General features: G+C 66.7%; 22 protein-coding genes. 11 read left to right on the top strand and 11 right to left on the bottom strand.

The window, feature by feature from the left end:
- Positions 1–61: 61 nt before the first annotated feature.
- Positions 62–931 carry a UTP--glucose-1-phosphate uridylyltransferase GalU gene (galU, locus tag AC1DQK_RS04590; protein WP_477867877.1) on the top strand — a complete coding sequence of 290 codons (870 nt, stop codon included), beginning with the start codon at positions 62–64 and terminating at the stop codon, positions 929–931.
- Positions 932–960: 29 nt separating this feature from the next.
- Here galU and AC1DQK_RS04585 read toward each other — a convergent pair whose 3' ends face one another.
- Positions 961–1980: an aldo/keto reductase gene (locus AC1DQK_RS04585; RefSeq protein WP_477869223.1), complete on the bottom strand. Its 1020-nt coding sequence runs from the start codon at positions 1978–1980 to the stop codon at positions 961–963.
- A 55-nt stretch (positions 1981–2035) separates the two neighbouring features.
- Between AC1DQK_RS04585 and AC1DQK_RS04580 the strand changes: the two genes are divergently transcribed.
- Positions 2036–2809, top strand: a complete 774-nt coding sequence (locus tag AC1DQK_RS04580; protein ID WP_477867875.1) for a precorrin-2 dehydrogenase/sirohydrochlorin ferrochelatase family protein — start codon at positions 2036–2038, stop codon at positions 2807–2809.
- Positions 2806–3723: a zinc transporter ZntB gene (locus AC1DQK_RS04575; protein ID WP_477867873.1), complete on the top strand. Its 918-nt coding sequence runs from the start codon at positions 2806–2808 to the stop codon at positions 3721–3723. Before AC1DQK_RS04580 ends, AC1DQK_RS04575 begins: the two co-directional genes overlap by 4 nt.
- A gap of 15 nt (positions 3724–3738) precedes the next feature.
- On the opposite strand, the gene AC1DQK_RS04570 is transcribed toward AC1DQK_RS04575, so the two are convergent.
- Positions 3739–4410 (bottom strand): YggS family pyridoxal phosphate-dependent enzyme, encoded by a 672-nt coding sequence (locus AC1DQK_RS04570; protein ID WP_477867871.1) that lies wholly within the window; start codon positions 4408–4410, stop codon positions 3739–3741.
- 22 nt (positions 4411–4432) lie between these two features.
- On the opposite strand from AC1DQK_RS04570, the gene AC1DQK_RS04565 reads away from it, so the two are divergent.
- Positions 4433–4969, top strand: coding sequence for a thiamine phosphate synthase (locus tag AC1DQK_RS04565; protein WP_477867869.1), 537 nt, complete (start codon positions 4433–4435; stop codon positions 4967–4969).
- A 54-nt stretch (positions 4970–5023) separates the two neighbouring features.
- On the opposite strand, the gene AC1DQK_RS04560 is transcribed toward AC1DQK_RS04565, so the two are convergent.
- A complete protein-coding gene (locus AC1DQK_RS04560; RefSeq protein ID WP_477867867.1) occupies positions 5024–5737 on the bottom strand; it encodes a porin in 714 nt (237 codons plus the stop codon).
- Positions 5738–6008: 271 nt separating this feature from the next.
- Between AC1DQK_RS04560 and AC1DQK_RS04555 the strand changes: the two genes are divergently transcribed.
- The 4 genes from AC1DQK_RS04555 to holA are packed head-to-tail and all read left to right on the top strand — an operon-like array spanning position 6009 to position 10508.
- Positions 6009–6452, top strand: a complete 444-nt coding sequence (locus tag AC1DQK_RS04555; RefSeq protein ID WP_477867865.1) for a DUF3576 domain-containing protein — start codon at positions 6009–6011, stop codon at positions 6450–6452.
- Between the two features lie 26 nt (positions 6453–6478).
- Complete coding sequence (gene leuS, locus AC1DQK_RS04550; protein ID WP_477867863.1) at positions 6479–8986, top strand: leucine--tRNA ligase; 2508 nt, start codon at positions 6479–6481, stop codon at positions 8984–8986.
- Positions 8983–9489, top strand: a complete 507-nt coding sequence (gene lptE / locus AC1DQK_RS04545) for an LPS assembly lipoprotein LptE (RefSeq protein ID WP_477867861.1) — start codon at positions 8983–8985, stop codon at positions 9487–9489. The genes leuS and lptE overlap by 4 nt, the downstream gene beginning before the upstream one ends.
- Entirely contained in the window at positions 9486–10508 is a 1023-nt protein-coding gene (gene holA / locus AC1DQK_RS04540; RefSeq protein ID WP_477867859.1) for a DNA polymerase III subunit delta, read from the top strand. The genes lptE and holA overlap by 4 nt, the downstream gene beginning before the upstream one ends.
- Before the next feature lie 45 nt (positions 10509–10553).
- Here holA and AC1DQK_RS04535 read toward each other — a convergent pair whose 3' ends face one another.
- The 6 genes from AC1DQK_RS04535 to AC1DQK_RS04510 are packed head-to-tail and all read right to left on the bottom strand — an operon-like array spanning position 10554 to position 16310.
- Positions 10554–11450, bottom strand: a complete 897-nt coding sequence (locus AC1DQK_RS04535; protein WP_477867857.1) for a ParB/RepB/Spo0J family partition protein — start codon at positions 11448–11450, stop codon at positions 10554–10556.
- The gene (locus AC1DQK_RS04530; protein ID WP_477867855.1) at positions 11447–12226 is read right to left on the bottom strand and encodes a ParA family protein; all 780 of its coding nucleotides are present in this window, start codon (positions 12224–12226) and stop codon (positions 11447–11449) included. Before AC1DQK_RS04530 ends, AC1DQK_RS04535 begins: the two co-directional genes overlap by 4 nt.
- Positions 12223–12870, bottom strand: coding sequence for a 16S rRNA (guanine(527)-N(7))-methyltransferase RsmG (rsmG, locus tag AC1DQK_RS04525; RefSeq protein ID WP_477867853.1), 648 nt, complete (start codon positions 12868–12870; stop codon positions 12223–12225). Before rsmG ends, AC1DQK_RS04530 begins: the two co-directional genes overlap by 4 nt.
- On the bottom strand, positions 12867–14723 hold the full coding sequence (gene mnmG, locus AC1DQK_RS04520) for a tRNA uridine-5-carboxymethylaminomethyl(34) synthesis enzyme MnmG (RefSeq protein ID WP_477867851.1): 1857 nt from the start codon (positions 14721–14723) through the stop codon (positions 12867–12869). The genes rsmG and mnmG overlap by 4 nt, the downstream gene beginning before the upstream one ends.
- Positions 14724–14779: 56 nt before the next feature.
- Positions 14780–16090, bottom strand: a complete 1311-nt coding sequence (gene mnmE / locus AC1DQK_RS04515) for a tRNA uridine-5-carboxymethylaminomethyl(34) synthesis GTPase MnmE (protein WP_477867849.1) — start codon at positions 16088–16090, stop codon at positions 14780–14782.
- On the bottom strand, positions 16068–16310 hold the full coding sequence (locus AC1DQK_RS04510; RefSeq protein ID WP_477867847.1) for a DUF6489 family protein: 243 nt from the start codon (positions 16308–16310) through the stop codon (positions 16068–16070). The genes mnmE and AC1DQK_RS04510 overlap by 23 nt, the downstream gene beginning before the upstream one ends.
- 63 nt (positions 16311–16373) lie before the next feature.
- Between AC1DQK_RS04510 and AC1DQK_RS04505 the strand changes: the two genes are divergently transcribed.
- Genes AC1DQK_RS04505 through AC1DQK_RS04495 form a run of 3 tightly spaced genes read left to right on the top strand, consistent with a single transcriptional unit; the run spans position 16374 to position 18528 of the window.
- A complete protein-coding gene (locus AC1DQK_RS04505) occupies positions 16374–16859 on the top strand; it encodes a methylated-DNA--[protein]-cysteine S-methyltransferase (protein WP_477867845.1) in 486 nt (161 codons plus the stop codon).
- A complete protein-coding gene (locus AC1DQK_RS04500) occupies positions 16856–17554 on the top strand; it encodes a dienelactone hydrolase family protein (protein ID WP_477867843.1) in 699 nt (232 codons plus the stop codon). The genes AC1DQK_RS04505 and AC1DQK_RS04500 overlap by 4 nt, the downstream gene beginning before the upstream one ends.
- Positions 17551–18528, top strand: coding sequence for a quinone oxidoreductase family protein (locus AC1DQK_RS04495; RefSeq protein ID WP_477867841.1), 978 nt, complete (start codon positions 17551–17553; stop codon positions 18526–18528). The genes AC1DQK_RS04500 and AC1DQK_RS04495 overlap by 4 nt, the downstream gene beginning before the upstream one ends.
- Before the next feature lie 38 nt (positions 18529–18566).
- Here AC1DQK_RS04495 and AC1DQK_RS04490 read toward each other — a convergent pair whose 3' ends face one another.
- Both AC1DQK_RS04490 and AC1DQK_RS04485 read right to left on the bottom strand, forming a co-directional pair.
- Positions 18567–19628, bottom strand: coding sequence for a choice-of-anchor A family protein (locus tag AC1DQK_RS04490; RefSeq protein ID WP_477867839.1), 1062 nt, complete (start codon positions 19626–19628; stop codon positions 18567–18569).
- Between the two features lie 283 nt (positions 19629–19911).
- Positions 19912–20562: a YjbE family putative metal transport protein gene (locus AC1DQK_RS04485; RefSeq protein WP_477867837.1), complete on the bottom strand. Its 651-nt coding sequence runs from the start codon at positions 20560–20562 to the stop codon at positions 19912–19914.
- Between the last annotated feature and the right edge of the window lie 7 nt (positions 20563–20569).

The raw sequence follows: 20569 nt of genomic DNA, 5'->3' as shown, positions 1-20569 counted from the left end.
GCTCCAGGCGATTTTTGCTCCGGCAGCGCCGCCTGCATCGAAGTCGCTAAAGGGAGACCGCATGAAGCCCGTCCGTAAGGCCATTTTTCCCGTCGCCGGTTTCGGCACCCGTTTCCTTCCCGCTACCAAGGCCGTTCCCAAGGAGATGCTGCCGGTCGTTGACCGGCCGCTGATCCAATATGCCGTCGACGAGGCACGCGCGGCCGGCATCGAGCAGATGATCTTCGTCACCGGCCGCAACAAATATGCGATCGAGGATTATTTCGACAGCGCCTTCGAGGTCGAGCATGATCTCAGCATCAAGAACAAGACCGCCATTTTCGAGATGATGCAGAAGACCCGCCTGGCTCCCGGCAAGGCGGCATTCGTGCGTCAGCAGCAGATGCTCGGCCTCGGCCATGCCGTCGGCTGCGCGCGAGACCTGGTCGGCGACGAACCGTTCGCGGTGCTGCTGCCGGACGAGCTGCTATGGAATCCGGGATCGCCTTGCCTGCGACAGATGGCGCAGACCTATGAGGCCAAGGGCGGCAATGTCATCGCCGTCGTCGAAGTGCCCGAAGACCATACCCATCGCTATGGCATCGTCGATCCCGGCACGACCGAGGGCCCCGTCACCGAGGTGAAGCGCATGATCGAGAAGCCGGCGGCGGGGACTGCCCCGTCGCGCCTGGCCTGCGTCGGCCGCTATATCCTCCAGCCCGAGATCTTCGATCTGCTCGACAAGGGCGAACGCGGCGCGGGCGGAGAGATCCAGCTGACCGACGCCATGGCCAAGCTGATCGGCGTCCAGCCCTTCCACGCGCTGACCTTCGATGGCGATCGCCATGATTGCGGCGACAATGCCGGCTTCATACAGGCGAACATCGCACTCGCGCTGGAACGGCCCGAGATCGCGGACTCGATCCGCGCGTTCATCAAGAACCTTGATTAACCCGGGCGCCGGCGTTCGCCTGCGCCAGTTCAGGCGAACTCCTCGGTTGTTACGGTCGCCTGCATCATAGCTCCGTAGCGACCGCCCGATACCGTTCGCTGATTGATCATGGTGTCGAGGTCGGCCATCTGAGCGGATGTGAGGCGGACATCGGCCGCGCCCAGATTCTCTTCCATATAGGCGATGTTCTTGGTGCCCGGGATCGTGATCAGGTCGGGGTCGCGATGTAGCAGCCAGGCGATGGCGAGCTGGGCCGGGGTGCAGCCGATCGTCCTGGCGGCGGTGCGGAATCGCTCCAGCAAGGCGAGGTTGCGATCATAATGCGGCTCCTGGAACCGCGGCATCGCCGGGCGCATGTCATTCGCGCCGAAGACATGGCCTGCCCCGAGCGCGCCACCCAGGAAGCCACGGCCCACCGGCGAGAAGGCGACGAAGGCGGTCCCCAGTTCCCGGCATGCGTCGAGTACGGCGATCTCGGGATTGCGGGTCCACAGCGAATATTCTGTCTGGAGGGCGGCGATGGGATGGACGGCGTGCGCGCGCCGCAGCTGGTCCGCCGAAACCTCCGACAGGCCGATCGCGCCGATTTTCCCGGCCTCGACGGCGCGGACCAGCGCCCCCACCGACTCTTCGATCGGCACCTTGGGATCCGGACGGTGAAGATAATAGAGATCGATATGCTCGCAGCCGAGCAGCTCCAGACTCCGCTCGAGCGTGCGCGCGATCGACTGCGGCGATCCGTCGATGGCCCGGACCCCAGGTTCCAGGCTGAAGCCGGCCTTGGATGCGAGCGTGAATTCCCCGCGCCGGCCCTTCAGCGCCCGGCCAAGCAGGGACTCGTTATGGCCATTGCCATAGATCGCGGCGGTATCGAGAAAGTCATAGCCGATATCGATAGCCTGGTTGAGCAAGCGCTCGGCATAGTCGGCCGCCGGGATGTCGCCATAGCCCTGGCTCAGCACCATGCAGCCAAGGCCGATCGGATTGACCAGGAACGGGCCCAGCTTGCGTTTCGAAATCACGGCTTTCTCCTCGCTTCGGGCAGGCATGTCGCACATGCGATCCGGCTTGGCAAAAGCCACGGCGCGCGCGACAAGACGGTCGATGCACAGCCTGCCGATCTTTCTGAACATGGCCGAGCGACCGGTGATTCTGATCGGCGATGGCGACATGGCGGCGGCCAAGCGCCGGATCATCGAGCGGGCGGGCGCCGTTCCGGTGGCCGAGGACGACGGCGATGCCCGGATCGCTTTCGTCGCGCTCGATGATGATGATGATGAAGCCGCCGCGGCAGCGGCCCGGCTACGGGCGCGCGGGCTGCTGGTCAACGTCGCGGATCGGCCGGCCTTGTGCGACTTCACCCTCCCCGCGATCATAGACCGCGATCCGGTGCTCGTCGCGATCGGCACCGGCGGCCGATCGGCGGGACTCGCCAAGGCGCTGCGCCAGCGGCTTGAAACCATGCTGCCCGCCAGGCTCGGAGCGCTCGCCGACCGGCTGTTCGCCGCCCGCAGCCGGATCCGCGCGCGCTGGCCCGATGCCGACGCGCGGCGCCGCGCGATCGATGCAGGCCTGGTCGAGGGCGGCCCGCTCGATCCCTTGCGCGACAGTAGCGAAAGCGCAGTGGATGCCTGGGCAGGCGGCGAGCGGGACCCGGCGCAGGATCGGCTCGTTATCATCCGCCTGCACTCGACCGATCCCGACGATCTCACCCTCGGTCAGGCAAGGCTGCTCGGCCAGGCCGACCGGATCTTCCACCGCGCCGACGTGCCATCCGCGATCCTCGACCGTGCCCGCGCCGATGCGCTGCGCGCGTGTTGCGCGACTGCGCCGGCCAAGCCTGGCCCGGGCCTCTCGATCGACCTGGAGATCGCATGACGACGACGAGCTGGACGATCGGCGAGCGCCACAATGGGCATTTCTGCTGGGCCCATCTCGACGGACGGGACGAGGAGGCGATGCGCTGGCTCGACGACGAAGCCCACGCGCTGCCGCCGACCGCCCGCTTCAACCTGACCACCGCCGAAACCCGGCCGCGCTGCCAGCCGCTGCACGAGGGCGTGATCATCAATCTTCGCGGACCGCGGCTGAGCGCCGAGGACGAGGGCGACGAACTGGTTTCGATCCGCATCTGGGCCGAACGCGGCCGGGTCGTGTCCGTCACCTATCGCCATATGGCCGGGCTCGAGAATCTCCGCGAGCGGATGGAGCACGGCGAGTTCCTCGATCCCGGCGACTTCATCGCGGCGCTTGCGGTCCAGATCAGCCACCAGCTCGATCCGGTTGTCGCCGATCTCGGCGATCAGGTCGACGACTGCGAGCTGGCGTTGTCGGCCGACGGCTTCGCGCTGCGCCGGAACATCGCCAAGGCGCGCTCGACCGCGATCAGCTATCGACGCTTCATCGTGCCGCAGCGGCAGGCTCTCGAGGCGATGTCGCAGCTCGAATATGGGTGGATAGAGGATGAGGACCGCATCCACCTGCGCGAGGCCGCCGACCGCTTCGCGCGCATGGCCGAGGAGCTCGAGGCGGTGCGCGAGCGATCGGCGCTGCTCCACGAGCAGATCACCGATCTGCGCGCGGAGAAGATCGACCGCCGCTCGCTGATCATCGCGATCGTCGCGCTGATCTTCCTGCCGCTCACCTTTGTCACCGGCCTTTTCGGGATGAACGTCGACGGCATCCCCTATGCGCACCACCCCTTGTCCTTCTGGGCGGTGACCGGGTTCAGCCTGCTGGTCGGGCTGGGCGTCGCGGCCTATTTCACCGCGGCGCGCTGGTTCAGGAGCTGAGGGCCACCGATCGCGTCATCCGCGCCCGCCGAACAATGCCGTGCCGACGCGCACCTGGGTCGCGCCCAGCATCACCGCCGTTTCGAAATCCGACGACATGCCCATGCTGAGCCCCGCCAGGCCATGCCGGCGGGCGAGCTTGGCCAGCAGCGCGAAATAGGGCGCGGCCTCGACCTCGGCCGGCGGCACCGCCATCAGGCCGGCCACCGGCAGTCCTGCGTCGCGCGCCTGCTGCAGGATGGTCGGCAGATCATCGATCGCGCAGCCGCCCTTCTGTGGCTCCTCGCCGATGTTGACCTGGATGAAGCAATCTGGCCGGCGCTCGCTCGCGCCGATCGCGCGCGCCAGCGCCTCGATCAGCGAAGGACGGTCGATCGAGTGGATCGCGTCGAACAGCGCGACCGCTTCGCGCGCCTTGTTGGACTGGAGCTGCCCGACGAGATGGATGCGCAGGGCGCGGCCCTCCCGCAGCGCCGGCCACTTCGCTTCGGCTTCCTGGACGCGATTTTCGCCGAAGCTCGCCTGGCCTGACGCGAGCAGGGGGATGATGTCGGGCGCCTCGCGCGTCTTGGAGATCGCGATCAGTTCGACGCCTGTGGGATCGCGTCCGGCAAGTTCGGCGGCATGGGCGATGCGCTTGCGGATGTCGGCAAGGCGTCGGGCGGCGGTGGTGTCGATATCAACCATGCGCTTCGCTATAGGTGGCGCGATGAGGCCCCGCCACCCCGAGCTTCCACAGCTGTGGATGATGACCGACGAGCGCCAGGGCGACGGCTTATGGGCGGCGATCGCGCGCCTGCCGGCCGGATCGGGCATCGTGTTCCGTCACAAGGCCAGCGGCACGACAGAACGGCGGCAGCTGTTCGAGCGGGTGCGGCGGATGGCCCGGAAACGGGGACTTGTTCTGCTGCTCGCCGGCGGAGATCGCGAGGCGCTCCGCTGGCGGGCCGATGGCGCGCATCACGCCATCGCCCACCCGCCCCGCTATGGTACCTCTTCGGCGCATGATGTGCGCGAGATCAGGCGGGCGGAGCGTTCCGGCGCGGGCGCGATCTTCCTGTCGCCGCTACACGCCACGCGGTCGCATGCCGGTGCCACGCCGCTGGGCCGGATGCGCTTCGCCGCACTGGCCCGGGCGACGCGGCGGCCGGTGATCGCCTTGGGCGGCATGGACCGGATCAGGGGAAAACTGGCCGTGCGCTGCGGCGCTTACGGATGGGCGGCGATCGACGCCTGGGCTTCGTAGCCAGGCTCTGTTTCGTTCAAGTTCAGGAGGAGCGGGACCAGCTGAACGACAGTCTTAGAAGCGGAACGCCGTCCCGATATAGATCGCCTGGCTGTCGCGGCGCAGGTCGCTCGTCATGTCGAGACGCTCACGCTGCGTCTTGTAGCGCAGTCCGCCGGACAGTTCGAGGTTGCGCGTGAGCGAATAGGAGCCGCCGAGGTCGACGGACAGGGCTTCGTCGGGACCGCCGAGCTTGTTCTCGCCGGTGGCGCGCTCCGCACCGAACAGCAGGCGCGTGCTCCACTTCGAGCCGGAATAGCTCACGCCGATGTCGGCAAGCTGGCGGTCGTCGGGCACTGCGCCGCCATCGATCCGGGCGAAGTCGCCCGACAGCGCGAAATGCTTCCAGCCGAGCGAAGCGCCCAGGCTATAGGCCGAGGGCGCAAGGCCGGCACTGATCGCAGCGCTGTTGACCGCCACCGTCGTCAGCGAATTGGGACGGTTGTTGCGCGCACGAATCGCAACGGTGACCGCGCGCTTGCTGCTGCCGCCCGAAGGCGTGAAGCGGAAGCTGGGTTCAGCGAAGCTGCCGCCGACACGATCGAACAACGCGGACTGGCGCGGATCGGCGGCGAGCGGCGCGAAAAAGCCGATGCCCCTCGCCTTCTTGCGATCGATCTTCACCTGGGGCGTGGGGGCCGGTTTCGCGGATATGGCAGGGGCGCACAGCAGCAGCGCCGTCGTAACGACAGCGCCAACCAGCTTTCCGTAGGCCCCCTTATATGTCATCCTGCGTAACTCATTCTTTTATATATATAGGGTGCCCTAACATCCCAGGTGAGTCGTTGCCATATGCCTTTTGGCGAAATCGGAAGTCTGTTGCACAGACTCCACAATCTGCTCTTTCCGCCCCCTTCAGAGGATCGGCAGCGGCGCCAGTTCCGCTTTACTTCGGCCCCCGAGCCGCAAGCCCGTTCGGCCTTGCGGGGCCGGTCGGTACGTCTATAACGACGCATCGCGCAAAACGCCCCGCAGATTGAGCCCCAAGGACCGCCCCCAGATGACCAGCCCTACCCTTCGCACCGCGATCGCCCTCGCCCTTGTCGCCTCGCTGGCGGGCTGCGGCGGCGGCAAGAACAAGGCTCAGTTCGCATCCGACCTCGCGGCCGCCAAGACCACGGCGATTGGCGTCAACGCCTATCTCTGGAAGGCCTCGCTCGAGACGCTCTCCTTCATGCCGCTGCTTCAGACCGATTCGAACGGCGGCGTGATCGTCACCGACTGGTACACCAACCCCAACCAGCCGGCCGAGCGGATGAAGCTGACCGTCACCATCCTCGACGCCGACCTGCGCGCCGATGCGGTGCGCGTGGCGCCGCAGCGCCAAGTGCTGGCCAATGGCACTTGGGTCGATGCCACGGTGCAGGCCGCGACCGCCCAGAAGCTGGAAGACATCATCCTGACCAAGGCGCGGGACCTGCGCCGTGCGACCATCGCCGGCTGATCGCCGGTTAAAAGGCCAATGACCACGTGAACGCGCGTTTCAACCATGTGAAGGCGGACGCGCACTGGCAGGGGATCTGGGAAAGCCAGGGCACCTTCCATGCGCGCGACGACAGCCCCAAGCCCAAAAGCTATGTGCTCGAGATGTTTCCCTATCCGTCGGGACGCATCCACATGGGCCATGTCCGCAACTATACGATGGGCGACGTGCTCGCCCGCTTCCGGCGCATGCAGGGCCATGAGGTGCTCCACCCGATGGGTTGGGATGCCTTCGGCATGCCCGCCGAAAATGCGGCGATGGAAAAGAAGGTTCACCCCGGCGACTGGACCCGCGCCAATATCGCGGCGATGCGCCAGCAGCTGAAGCGGCTGGGCTTCGCGCTCGACTGGAGCCGCGAGCTGGCGACCTGCGAGCCCGATTATTACGGACAGGAACAGGCGCTGTTCCTCGATCTCTACGCCGCCGGGCTGGTCTATCGCAAGGAATCCGCGGTCAACTGGGATCCGGTCGACATGACCGTGCTCGCCAATGAGCAGGTGATCGACGGCCGCGGCTGGCGTTCCGGCGCACTGGTGGAACGGCGCAAGCTCAGCCAGTGGTTTCTCAAGATCACCGACTTTGCCGAGGAACTGCTCGAAGGCCTGTCGACGCTCGACCAGTGGCCCGAAAAGGTCCGCACGATGCAGGAGAACTGGATCGGAAAGTCGCAGGGCATGCGCTTCACCTTCCAGCTCGACGCGCCCGCCGGCAGCATCACCGATTTCGAGGTGTTCACGACGCGGCCCGACACGCTGTTCGGGGCGAGCTTCGCGGCGATCGCCGCCGATCATCCGATCGCCCAGGCGCTGGCGGCCGGCAATCCGGCGCTCGAGGCCTTCATCGCCGAGTGCAAGCGCACCGGCACCGCCGCGGCAGAGATCGAGACGGCCGAGAAAAAGGGCTATGACATCGGATTGTCGGTGATCCATCCGCTCGATCCGACCTGGAAACTGCCGCTGTTCGTGGCCAATTTCGTGCTGATGGACTATGGCACCGGCGCGGTGTTCGGCTGCCCGGCGCACGATCAGCGCGATCTCGACTTCGCGCGGAAATATGCGCTGCCGGTCAAGCGCGTCGTCGCCCCGTCGCCCGACGAGGCAACTGCTCCGATCCACGACGAAGCCTATGTCGGACCCGGCAGGATCGTCAATTCGAGCTTCCTCGACGGCCTGTCGGTCGAGGACGCCAAGGCCGCAGTGATCGCGCGCGGCGAAGCCGAGGGCTGGGGCACCGGCACCACGGTCTGGCGCCTGCGCGACTGGGGCGTCTCGCGCCAGCGCTATTGGGGCACCCCGATCCCGATCATCCATTGCGACAGCTGCGGGCCCGTCGCCGTGCCGAGGGAACAGTTGCCGGTGATCCTGCCCGAGGATGTCAGCTTCGACATCCCCGGCAATCCGCTCGACCGCCACCCGACCTGGAAGCATGTCGATTGCCCCGGCTGCGGCGCGCCGGCCCGGCGCGAAACCGACACGCTCGACACCTTCGCGGATTCGAGCTGGTATTTCATCCGCTTCGCCAGCCAGCCCGGCGACAAGCCGTTCGACCGTGACGTCGCGGAAAGCTGGCTGCCGGTCGGCCAGTATATCGGCGGTGTCGAACATGCGATCCTCCATTTGCTCTACGCCCGCTTCTGGACGCGTGCGCTCGAGCGGATCGGCAAGATCGGGGTCAAGGAGCCGTTCACCGGCCTGTTCACCCAGGGCATGGTGACCCACGAGACCTACCGGGCGCCGGACGGCCAGTGGCTGAGCCCCGAAGAAGTCTCGAATGGCATCGTCATCGCGACCGGCGAGCCGGCGACGCTGGGCCGCATCGAGAAGATGTCCAAGTCCAAGAAGAACGTCGTCGATCCGGGGCCGATCGTCGATCAATATGGCGCGGACGCGGTGCGCTGGTTCATGCTGTCCGACAGCCCCCCCGAGCGCGACCTGGAATGGACCGAGAGCGGCATCGAGGGATGCTGGCGCTTCGTCAACCGCCTGTGGCGGATCACCGACGCGTCCGAGCCCGGCGAAGGTGGCGACAAGGATCTCGATCGCAAGCTGCATCGAGCTATTGCCGGCATCGCGGCCGATATCGATACGCTGGGCTTCAACCGCGCCATAGCCAAGGTCCACGAGCTCGCCAATGCGATCGAGAAAGCCGCTCCATCGGCAAGCCGCACCGCCGCGGCGCAGACCCTGGTGCGCCTGATCGCACCGATGGTGCCGCACCTGGCCGAGGAAGCCTGGGCTCGCCTCGGCGAAAGCGGGCTGGTTGCGGATGCGGCCTGGCCGGCGCATGATCCGGCCCTGCTGATAGACGACGAGGTCACCATCGCCGTTCAGATCAACGGCAAGCTGCGCGACACGCTGACGGCGCCCAAAGGCGCCAGCAGGGACGCGCTCGAGGCGATGGCGCTGCAGTCCGACAAGATCGGCAAATTGCTCGAAGGCGTTGCCCCGAAGAAGGTGATCGTGGTGCCCGACCGTCTCGTCAACATCGTCGCATGAAGCTGGCCATCCGCCTCCTCGCGCCGCTGGCACTGGCGGTCCTGCTGCCCGGCTGCGGGCTGCATCCGCTCTATGCCGATGGCGGCGCCGGGCCGGTTGCGACGACGCTGAGCGCCATCGAGGTCAGGCCGATCGGCGGCCAGCGCGGCTGGCTGGTCCACAATGCGCTCAACGACCGGCTTCACCGCCAGGGTGAGGCCAGTCCGCGCTTCCGCCTCGAAGTCGAGCTGGACGACGAGATCACCGGCTTCGGCGTGCGCCAGGACAATGCGATAAGCCGCGAACGGCGGACCCTACGGGCCCGCTATCGGCTGCTCGACGCCACCACCGGCAGCGTCCTGCTGGACCAGAGCGCCTCCGCCGATGCCGGCATCGACGTCGCCGGATCGGAATATGCCACCGCCGCCGCCGAGCAGACCGCGCTCGAACGGCTGACCGAGACCCTCGCCGATCAGATCGTCGCGCGGATCGCAACCTATGCGGGGCGCAGCGCGGGCAAGTGAAGGCTGACGCCGGCCAGATCGCGCGCGCGCTCGACAAGCCCGACCCTGCCGTCCGCCTGTTCCTGCTCTACGGGCCCGATGAATCGGGTTCGCGGATGTTGGCGTCGCGGATCGACAAGGCGTTCGGCGCGGATGCCGAGCGGATCGATCTCGCCTCCGGCCAGCTCAGGTCCGATCCGGCGCTGCTCGCCGACGAGGCGGCATCGATATCGCTGTTCGGCGGCGCTCGCCATATCCGCGTCGATCCCGCTACCGACGACATGTTCGATGCCGTGGCGGCGCTGATGGAGGCGCCGTCGGCCGGCAATCCGGTGGTGCTGGTCGCGGGCAATCTGCGCAAGGATGCCAAGCTGGTGAAGCTCGCCCTCGCCGCGCCGGCGGCGCTCGCCTATGCGAGCTATGTTCCCGAGGGCGCCCAGGCCGACAAGGTCGCGATCGACATCGCCCGCGAACATGGCCTGCGGCTCGAACCGCGCGCCGCCCAGGCGCTGGTCTCCGCGACCAATGCCGACCGCGCCTTGATGAGCCGCGAGATCGAGAAGCTGGCGCTGTACCTCGACGCCTCCCCCGACGATCCGAAACCGGCCGACGCCGCCGCGCTGGCGGATATCGGCGCCGCCAATGACGAAAGCGATCTCAGCGCGATCGTCGATGCGGTGCTCGGCGGCCGGCCCGAGCGCGCCGCCGCCGAGCTGGCGCTGATCGGGGCGACCGAGGGAATCAGCCTGGTCCGCGCCCTGCTCCGCCGCCTCGCCCAGATCGCGCCGCTGCGCGCAGAAGTTGCGGCCGGGCAGAGCATCGACGCGGTGATGACAAGCTCCGGCCGCGGCATTTTCTGGAAGGATCAGAAGGTCGTATCCGGACTTCTGCAGCGATGGTCTCCGGAGCGCATCGCCACCGCCACAACCCGCCTTGCCGCACTCGAACGCGCCTATAAGCGCTCGGGAACCGCCGGCATGGTGTTGATCGGCGAGGAGATATTGACCATCGCGCGGGCAGCGGCGGCCGGCCGGCGCTGATCTCCCTTCCCCGCGGCGCGCGGGGCGGGGAACGCTAGCGGCGGCTCAGATCGGCTCGCCGCTCAACCGCTGGCAAATCAGGTCGAGCTGATCGAGCGTCGAATAGCCGACCGTCAGTTGCCCGCCCTTGTCGCCATGCTCGATCGTCACCTTCAGGCCGAGGATATCGCCGAGCTGGCGCTCGAGCGCGCCGACATCGGCATCGAGCGCGCCGGCCGCCTTGGCCGGCTTCGCGCCGCCGCTGCCGCCGCCGGCCTTGCCGGCCCGCGCCAGTTTCTCGGTATCGCGCACCGACAGGTCGCGGCGAAGCACCTCCCCGGCCAGCGCCTCGGCGTCCGGCGCCGTGATGAGGGCGCGCGCATGGCCCATCGACAGCCGGCCATCGGCCACCATGTCGCGGACCGGCTTGGGCAGCTCGAGCAGCCGCAGCAGATTGGCGACATGGCTGCGCGATTTGGCGACAAGCTTGCCGAGGGCTTCCTGCGTGTGGCCGAAATCATTGGTAAGCCGCTGATAAGCCTCGGCTTCTTCTATCGCGTTAAGATCCTGTCTCTGGATGTTCTCAACGATTGCGAGCTCGAGCGTATCGGTGTCCGAAAGTTCGCGCACGATCACAGGAACGTCGTGCAAACGTGCGCGCTGGGCCGCTCGCCAGCGTCGTTCACCGGCCACGATCTGATAGCCGCCCATCGTCGGATGCGGCCGGACCAGAATGGGCTGGATCATCCCGCGCGCCGCGATCGACCCCGCCAGCTCATCGAGCGCACCCTCGTCGAAATGCCGGCGCGGCTGATCGGGATTGGGTTCGAGCAATGAAATCGAAACCGTCTGGACGCCGGCCGGCCGCGCCGCGCCGGGCGCGGTCGGCTGCTCGATGGCCGCCTCGCCCATCAGCGCCGACAGGCCGCGGCCGAGGCCGCGGCGCGGGGTGTCTGCGCTCATGCCGCCTGCGCCGTCTTGGTGAGCCGGGTGATGCATTCCCGGGCGAGCGCGATATAGGCCTCGGAACCGGGGCAGCGATGATCGTAGATCAGCGCCGGGACGCCATGGCTCGGCGCCTCGGACAGGCGGACATTGCGCGGAATCACCGTTTCGAACACCACATCCCCCAACACTGCGCGCACATCGCTCGCGACCTGTTCCGACAGCCGGTTGCGCCGGTCATACATGGTGAGCGCGACACCGAGGATCGACAGCTGCGGATTGAACCGCGCGCGCACCCGCTCGATCGTCTGGAGAAGCTGGCTCAACCCCTCGAGCGCGAAGAACTCGCATTGCAGTGGCACCAGCATCATATTCGCCGCGACCAGCGCGTTGACGGTGAGAAGCCCGAGCGAGGGCGGGCAGTCGATCAGGCAGACATCCCAGCGCGATTCTTCCTGCGCGATGGCCGCGTGCAGCCGGTGGGTCCGCCGTTCGACCTCGATCAGCTCGATCTCCGCACCCGACAAGTCGACGGTCGCCGGCACGATATCCAGCCGCGGCACCTTGGTCGGGATCACCGCCTCGGCGAGCGAGCAGTCGTCCCGCAGCAGTTCGTAGCTGGAGTTGTTGCGTTGCGCCTGGTCGATGCCCAGCCCGGTGGAGGCATTGCCCTGCGGGTCGAAATCGATGAGCAGCACCCGCCAGCCGGTGGCCGCCAACGCCGTGGCAAGATTGATCGCGGTGGTGGTCTTGCCCACCCCGCCCTTCTGGTTGGCGATCGCGATCCGGATCATCGGCGTCCCTTTTGGCCCCTGGCCTTTGGCTGCACCTTCGCGGCGGCGATGATCGCCGCCTCGGGATCGGTCATGCTGGGTACGATCCGGAAATCACCCTGCCACGAAGTCATGACAGCTTCCAGTTCGGATGCGGCGCTGCGGCCTTTCGGAAGCAGCCAGCATGTCTCGGCATGGGAAAATCGATGGGCAAGCGGCAACAGCCGATCGAGCGGCGCGAAGGCGCGCGCGCTGATTACGTCGAATCGCGCGGCGTCGAGCATCTCGAGCCGCTTGCCGGCGATAGTGACCTGCGCCGCCAGGCCTAATGCCTCGACCACCGATGTCAGGAAATCGACGCGCTTGCGGCGGGATTCGACAAGTGTGACGCGGAGCCGTGGCGCCATCAGCGCGATCACGATGCCGGGGAAACCCGCGCCTGCGCCGAGGTCGATCCAGCTGCTCGCACCGTCTGGCGCGAGGGGAAGCAACTGGGCGGAGTCGAGGAAATGGCGCGTCCAGATATGCTCGGCGGTCGAGGCCGCGATCAGATTCTGTCGCGGCATCTCCTGCAGGATCAACCCGGCGAAGGCTTCCAGCCCCGCGACTGTTTCACGTGGAACATGGGATGCGATCCAGGCGCGAGCTTCCTCTTCTTCGTTCACGCGGCGTTTCGCCGGGCATGCACCATGATCGCGGCCAGTGCCGCCGGCGTGATCCCGCGGATGCGCCCTGCGGCTCCCAGGTCGGCAGGCCTGGCCGCGTTGAGTCGCTCGACCATCTCGTTCGAGAGACCGGCAATCGAACGATAGTCGGCAATGTCGGCCAGCGTGATCCGCTCGTCGGCGCGAAGCCGCGCGATTTCGAGGTCCTGCCGAATAAGATAGGGCGCATAGCGGCAGTCCTGGATCACTTCATCGACGATGTCCGATGCGACACCGTCGAGCCTGGTGCCGAAAGCCAAAAGCTGCTCAGTGCCGACCTCGGCAAAACGCAACCAATCCGACAGGCTGCGCTTTGCATGATCCGCGGTAACCGATGCGCCTGCCGACGCCATGGCGGCCGCGCTGATGACGCGGCTGTCGAGCGTCGACCGGAGCGCCGTCCGCGCGTGGGTACGGGATCGATGCAGCGCACGCCGGTCGGGGCCAATCACGCCATGGCGATCGGCCCAGTCGGTCAAGCGCGTGCCCGCATTGTCGGCCCGCAACCGCAGCCGATATTCGGCGCGCGCGGTGAGCATCCGATAGGGCTCGGAAACGCCCTGCAACGTCAGGTCGTCGAGCATCACGCCGATATAGCTGGTCGCTCGATCGAATAGGATTGCGTCGCGCCCGGCGGCATAGGCAGCCGCATTCATCCCGGCGGCAAGACCCTGTGCCGCGGCTTCCTCATAGCCTGTGGTGCCATTGATCTGCCCTGCGCAGAACAGGCCAGGCAGTACGCGCAGGGCCAGTCCGGCCGTCAGCGCGCGCGGATCGATATAGTCATATTCCACGGCATAACCCGGCTGGACGATCTCGACCCGCTCGAGCCCGTCGACGGTCCGCAGCATCGCGAGCTGCACATCCGCGGGGAGCGAGGTCGACACCCCGTTGGGGTAGATGGTGGAGTCGTCGAGGCCTTCCGGCTCAAGAAAGATCTGATGCCAATCGCGATCACCGAAGCGGTGCACCTTGTCCTCGATCGACGGACAATAACGTGGGCCGACGCCCTCGATGACGCCGGAGAAGAGCGGCGACCGGTCGAGGCCGGCGCGGATGATATCATGCGTGCTGCGGTTGGTCCGCGTGATCGCACAGGCGAGTTGGGGCACCACCCGGCGCGGGCTCATGGCCGAGAAGGTCCATGGCTTCTCATCCGAAGGCTGTCGGGCAAGCCCTGCCCAGTCGATCGTGCGGCCATCGAGTCGGGGCGGCGTGCCCGTCTTCAGCCGCCCCATCGGCAGATCCAGGCCGCGCAGTTGATCGGCCAAGCCGATGGTCGCTGCCTCTCCGACCCGCCCGCCGCTGCGGCAATCCAGGCCGAAATGGAGGCGCGCGTTCAGGAACGTTCCCGTCGCCAGGACGATGGCCGGCGCCAGCAGTTGCCGGCCATCAGCCAATAGCAGCCCTTCTGCCCCATGTGGAACATCGCCGAGGAGCCGCTCCGCCGATCCTTCAACTATGACCAGCCCGGGAGTAGCGGCAAGCAGATCATGGATCGCCCTCATGTAGAGGCGGCGGTCGGCCTGTATGCGCGGTCCCTGGACCGCCGCACCCTTGCTGCTGTTGAGCATGCGATAATGTAGCGCCGCCCGATCCGCCGCGCGCGCCATCAGGCCGTCGCAGGCGTCGACTTCCCGAACGAGATGTCCCTTGCCCAGACCGCCGATGGCGGGATTGCACGACATCGCGCCAATCATGTCACGGCGCATGCTGACGAGCGCGACCCGCGCACCCATCCGCGCCGCGGCGGCGGCCGCCTCGCATCCGGCATGGCCGCCACCGACCACAATCACGTCATAGCTGTCTGCCATGGGGCGCGGCTATCCCACGCGCGCCGCCGAGTCAAAACTGTTCCACGTGGAACAGTCTATTTGCCGATGCAGAAGCGTCCGAACAGGCCATCAAGCATATCCTCGGTTCCCGACCGACCGGTGAGCGCATCGATGGCGCGCCGCGCCAGCCGCAATGCTTCGGCGATCAGCAGGAGATCATGTTCGCCGCCTGCAAGGGCCAAGGCCTCGCCGAGCCGCGCCAGGGCGTCGCGTTGCCGGGCGGACAGCGCCGCCTCCCCCTCGGCCGGCAGAAGCTGCGCCGCTCGGCGCATGAGCAGCTCGGTCAGCGCATCCATCCCCTGCCCCGACCGCGCCGACAGCAGGAGGTCGAAGCGATCGCCATCGTGCGGCATCCGGTCTGCCTGTGCTCCGATCCGGATCGCACCCAAGGGCGCCTCTTCGGGTTCACCCAGCCAAAGCAGGATATCGGCGGCGGCCATGGCCTGGACGGCGCGATCCATGCCGATCGCCTCGACGATATCGCCGCTGCCCGTGTGGAGCCCGGCGGTGTCGACCAGCAGAAAGGGAAGGCCGCCGATCGCGATCGGTGCTTCGATCAGGTCCCTTGTGGTACCGGCAACGGCGGTGACGATCGCCGCCTCCCGGCCCGCCAAGGCATTGAGCAAGGTCGACTTGCCGCTATTGGGCGGGCCCGCGAGCACCACCCTTATGCCGTCGCGCAGCCGCTCGACCGGCGCGCGGCCTTGCCAATGCATCACCTCCGCGCCGAGCCCCGCCACCTCGTCGGCAAAGCCAGGACCGAGCGGCGCGACATCATCCTCGTCCGAAAAGTCGAGCTCGGCCTCGAGCCGCGCCGACAGCGCCAGGATCCGGTCCTGCCAATCGTCAATGGCGCGGCTCAGCGTGCCGCTCGCGAGCAGCATCGCGTTGCGCCGCTGGGCTTCGGTCTCCGCCGCCAGCAGATCCCCGAGCGCTTCAGCCTCGTTGAGATCGATCCGGCGATGTTCGAAAGCGCGGCGCGTGAACTCCCCCGCTTCCGCGGGGCGCAACCCGAACTGTCTCGCAAGTGCGGCCAGCACCGCCGCAGTCACCGCGCGCCCGCCATGGAGGTGGAGCTCCGCCATATCCTCGCCGGTCGCACTGCCCGGCCCCGGTAGCCAGAGCAACAGCGCCCGATCGAGCGGCGTGCCATTTTCGGGATCTCGCAATGTGCGCAGCACGGCGCGGCGCGGCGCAGGCCGCGGGCGTCCGGTCAGGAGATCGATGGCGCTGCCGGCATGAGGTCCACTGATCCGGACCACGGCAACCCCAGCCGGCGGCGCACCGCTCGACAGGGCAAAGATCGTCGCGGTGGCGCTCGCCTTATTGTCCGCTGCCGCCGCCACGACTCATCTGATCGAACATGGTGCGCCATAAATTCATGCCGGCTTCGCCCATCGGCATCCAATTGCGCATCATGTCCTGCAGCGCATCGGGCGTAACACCTTCCTCGACGAACTTCCGCATCTTGTCGGTATAGATTTCATGGACGCCCGACATGTCGGGCAACCCCATGAACCGGCGCGCCTCTTCAGGCGTGCAATCGACATCTACCGTGACCTTCACGCACGCCTCCAAGATCATTGAAACGCCATACGCTATGGCTAGAGTCTCGCGGAGCACACGTCCATGGCAAAAGCGATCCTCCTCTCGGCCATCGGGCCCATCCTGATCAATGGGGACGATCGCCAGCTGCGGTCGATTCATATCCTCGACGCCGGCGAATCGATGCCGGCCGTTCATCCGGCGGATGCAGCACCGCGGGGATCTCCGGTGGCCGAGGCTGCGCGCCAGCTGGACGCTTATTTCACGGCAGGATTCACCGCATTCGATCTGCCGCTCGCGCCGATGGCCGGCCCGCGGGGCGAGGCGCTGCGCGCGGCGATCGCCGCCATCCCGCCGGGCGACACGCTCAGCTATGGGGCCGTCGCGAAGGCCGCAGGGTCGAGCCCTCGCGCCATCGGCCAGGCCTGCGCGCGCAACCCCTTACCCATCGTGATACCGTGCCACCGCGTGGTAGGCAGTGGCGGTGCGATAGGGCATTATTCCGCGGGACGCGGAATCGTCACCAAGACATGGCTGCTGGACCATGAGCGAAGAGGAGGCCTTTTATGAAAAGCTACACTGAAATCAACACCTTAGGTGGAGATGAGGAGTTTCTTGCCTATACGTCGCAGCCGGTTTCCGCGCCAAAGGCGGCGATCATCGTCATCCAGGAGATCTTCGGCGTGAATGTCGGGATCCGGGCGAAATGCGATGAATGGGCGTCAAAGGGCTATCTGGCAATCGCGCCCGACCTGTTCTGGCGGATCCGGCCCGGCATCGAACTCGACGCGGACGTCCCCGATGAGCTGCAGGAAGCCTTTGGCCTATTCGGGGCGTTCGACCAGGAAGCCGGGATCAGGGACATCGAGGCGACGATCCGCGAAGCCCGCAAGATGGTCGGCGGCGGCAAGGTCGGCGCGGTCGGCTATTGCCTGGGCGGTCGGCTTGCCTTCATGACCGCCACCCGCACCGACATCAACGCGACGGTGGGCTATTATGGTGTCGGGATAGACGGATTGCTGGGCGAAGCGCATGCCATCGCCCACCCGCTGCTGCTGCACATTCCCCAGGCGGATGGCTTCGTCCCACCGGAGGCCCAGCAGAAGATGCATGAGGGGCTCGACGGTCACGCCAAGGTGACGCTGTACGACTATCCCGGCCTCGATCATGGCTTTGCCACCCAGATGGGCAATCGCCGCAACGAAGCGGGCGCGCAGCTCGCAGACGGCCGAACCGAGGCGTTCTTCGCACAACATCTCGCATGACCGGTTACCGGCTCGTCGCGCAGGCATTTGGCGGCCCGGAGGTCATCGCCGCCCTGCCGATCGACGACGGGCCGGTGCCACCCGGCCACGCGCGGGTGCGCCATCGCGCGATCGGCGTAAATTTCATCGACATATATCATCGCACCGGCCTCTATCCGCAGCCGCTGCCGGCGGCGCTCGGCGTCGAGGCCGTCGGAGTGATCGAGGCCGTCGGTGACGGCGTGACTGCGCTGCCGGTCGGCGCGCGCGTCGGCTATGCCCTGTCGATGCCGGGCAGCTATGCGACCTGGCAGGACGTGCCGGCCGGCCGTCTGATCGCCCTTCCCGACGGCATCGGCGACGAAGTGGCGGCGGCGGCTATCCTTAAAGGACTGACCGCACATGCGCTGATAGCGGGCTGCGCGAAGATGAAGGCGGGTCAGACCGCGCTCGTGCTGGCCGCCGCCGGCGGCGTCGGGCGGCTGCTCGTGCAGTGGCTGAACGCCATCGGGGTGAAGGTCATCGCCCATGCCGGCACTGCTGAGAAGGCTGCGCTGGCCAGACAGCTCGGCGCCGAGCAGGGGCTGCACGGTGGGTTCGATGTCCTGGCGGCGAAGGTGCGCGAGACGCTCGATGGCCGCGGCGTCGACGCGGTGTTCGACGGGGTCGGCGCGGCCAGTTGGGAGGCGTCGCTCGACTCGTTGAAGCCGCGCGGGATGATGGTGAGCTTCGGCAATGCCTCGGGCCCGGTGCCGCCGGCAAGCCCGCTCGAACTGGCCCGGCGCGGGTCGCTGTTTCTCACCAGGCCGAGGCTGTTCGACTATGTCGCCGACAAGGCAGAGCTCGATGCCGCGGCAGGCGCGCTGTTCGCAATGATCGCCGCACGAAAGCTCGACATCGAGATCGGCCTTCGCCTGCCCCTCCGCGATGCTGCCGAAGCGCAGCGGGCGCTCGAAGCGCGGCGCACGACCGGGTCGATTATCCTGATACCCTGATCATATCCCTCCTGTCCGACGGGCGGAGGAGCAGTACTTCAGGCCGCGTGTGTCGCCGGCATCCCGGTCCCGCGCCGGCGCAGGACGGCACCGACCAAGCCGAAGCCGAGCAGCAGCATCGCCCAGGTCGAGGGCTCGGGCGCGGTCGAGACGACAGACCCGCCGCCGACGCTCGACAGATCGCCCTGGAAATAATTGTTGTGAATCTCGCCATTGGCGTTCTGGAAGACGTTGTTGCCGACCACCGAGCCATCGATGTTGCCGCTGTTGCCGCCGGTGATATCGGCAAACACGCCCAGCACCGAGCCGCTGAACTGGCGGGCGATATCGACCGTCGTCGCCTGGTAGAAATTCCATATCACGTTGGAATCATTGGTAAAGCGATTGAGGGTGCGGTTGAAGTCGATGTCGGTGCCCGCGACGTTCACGACCAGCGTCGCGCCGCTCGGCACGGTCACCAGCAGCTGCTGGTTCGAATTGCCCTCAAACTGCGCCTCGGTCATGTTGAAGACGCTGAGGCCGGTCCCGGTGACGGTCAGCGTCTGGTTGTTGCTGTCGCCGCCCAGCGCGACAGTGCCGCTGTTGGCCAGTGCCGCCAGATTGGCGCTGAGGCTGGTTAGCGACTGCTTTATATCCGCACTCTGGCTGAGCAGGGTATTGGTGAAATTCTGCCCCAGCCCTGATTGAACCGTGAAATTCTGCTGGCTCTGGGCGGTTCCACCGACCTGCACCGCGCCATTGCCGTTATTGTTGAAGCTGCCCGACAGATTGCCGCCGACCTGCACACCCGGGGCGTTGATGCTGCCCGCCATCTGGGCCGCGTTGCCGACGGTCAGCGCCGAGGTCCCATAGCTGCTCGACGGGACATTATTGTTGAGGACCGCAAAATTCTGCCCGGCGGTGAAGTTGTTGCCGACCAGGACGCGCCCGTCGACATGGTTCTGCGAACTGAAATTGTTGAAGGCGACGAGGTTCCATTCCTTCAGCGCGGCGATGCCGGTGCTGATCGAAGTGCCGACGAGCGCAGCCGACGCCCCACCGCTTCCCGCCAGGGCCACCAGGCCGGCAGCAAATATGGAAACTGCTCGAAACGCACGCATCACACTACCCCACCGTCACGCTATTCCCGCCATCACGACGCGCACGACCCCGCCTGTCAGGCATCGGCCCTTAACAGCTCTAACCGATATTCTCCAGAAACAAAGTAAACAAAAGATATCTAGGCAACGCAGCCACCTCGGCTCTGTAAAGAAAACCGACAGTCGTGTAGTTATTCTACGGCAATGGCCGGCGCTCGACGATATTCGATCACGGCCAAGTAGAAGATCGGCGCTCTCTGCCCGCGTCTCCACGCCCTGATCTTGTGAAAACCGCGCTTCGCGCTCAGCCAACCATCGAGACCAGCGGGACGGCGCCTTCCCAGATCATCTTCACGGCGACGTAGAGAATCACCGCCAGGCCGACATAGGCGATCCAGCGATATCGCTCGATATAGCGCGCGATCAGGTTGGCCGCGATGCCCATCAGCGCCACCGACAGCAGCAGGCCTATCACCAATATGCCGGGATGCGCGCGGGCAGCACCTGCCACCGCAAGGACATTGTCGAGACTCATCGACACGTCGGCAAGCGCGACAGCCCAGGCCGCCGAGACGAAGCTCCTGCTCTGCGGAATACCGTCATGCTCGGTCGGATCGTCGCCCTCGAGCGCGCCGGCGTGGCGCAGTTCGCGAAACATCCGCCAGGCCACCCACAGCAGCAGCAGGCCGCCGGCAAGGACGAGCCCGACGATGTTCATCAACAGGCTCACGCTGACCGCGAAGATGATCCGCAGGACGAGCGCGGCGATGATGCCGATCAGGATGACCTTGCGGCGCTGCTCGGCGGGCAGGCCCGCGGCCAGCGCGCCGACGACGATGGCGTTGTCCCCGGCCAGCATCACGTCGATCATCAGCACCTGGAAAAAGGCCGAGAGCGCGGAAGGACTGCCGATATTGGCGAAATCGGCGGTGATGTGATTCCAGAGGTCCAGCATGGCGCAT

The organism is Rhizorhabdus sp. P4_G5 (genome assembly GCF_056401065.1).
This window is presented reverse-complemented; position numbering and strand designations above follow the sequence as displayed.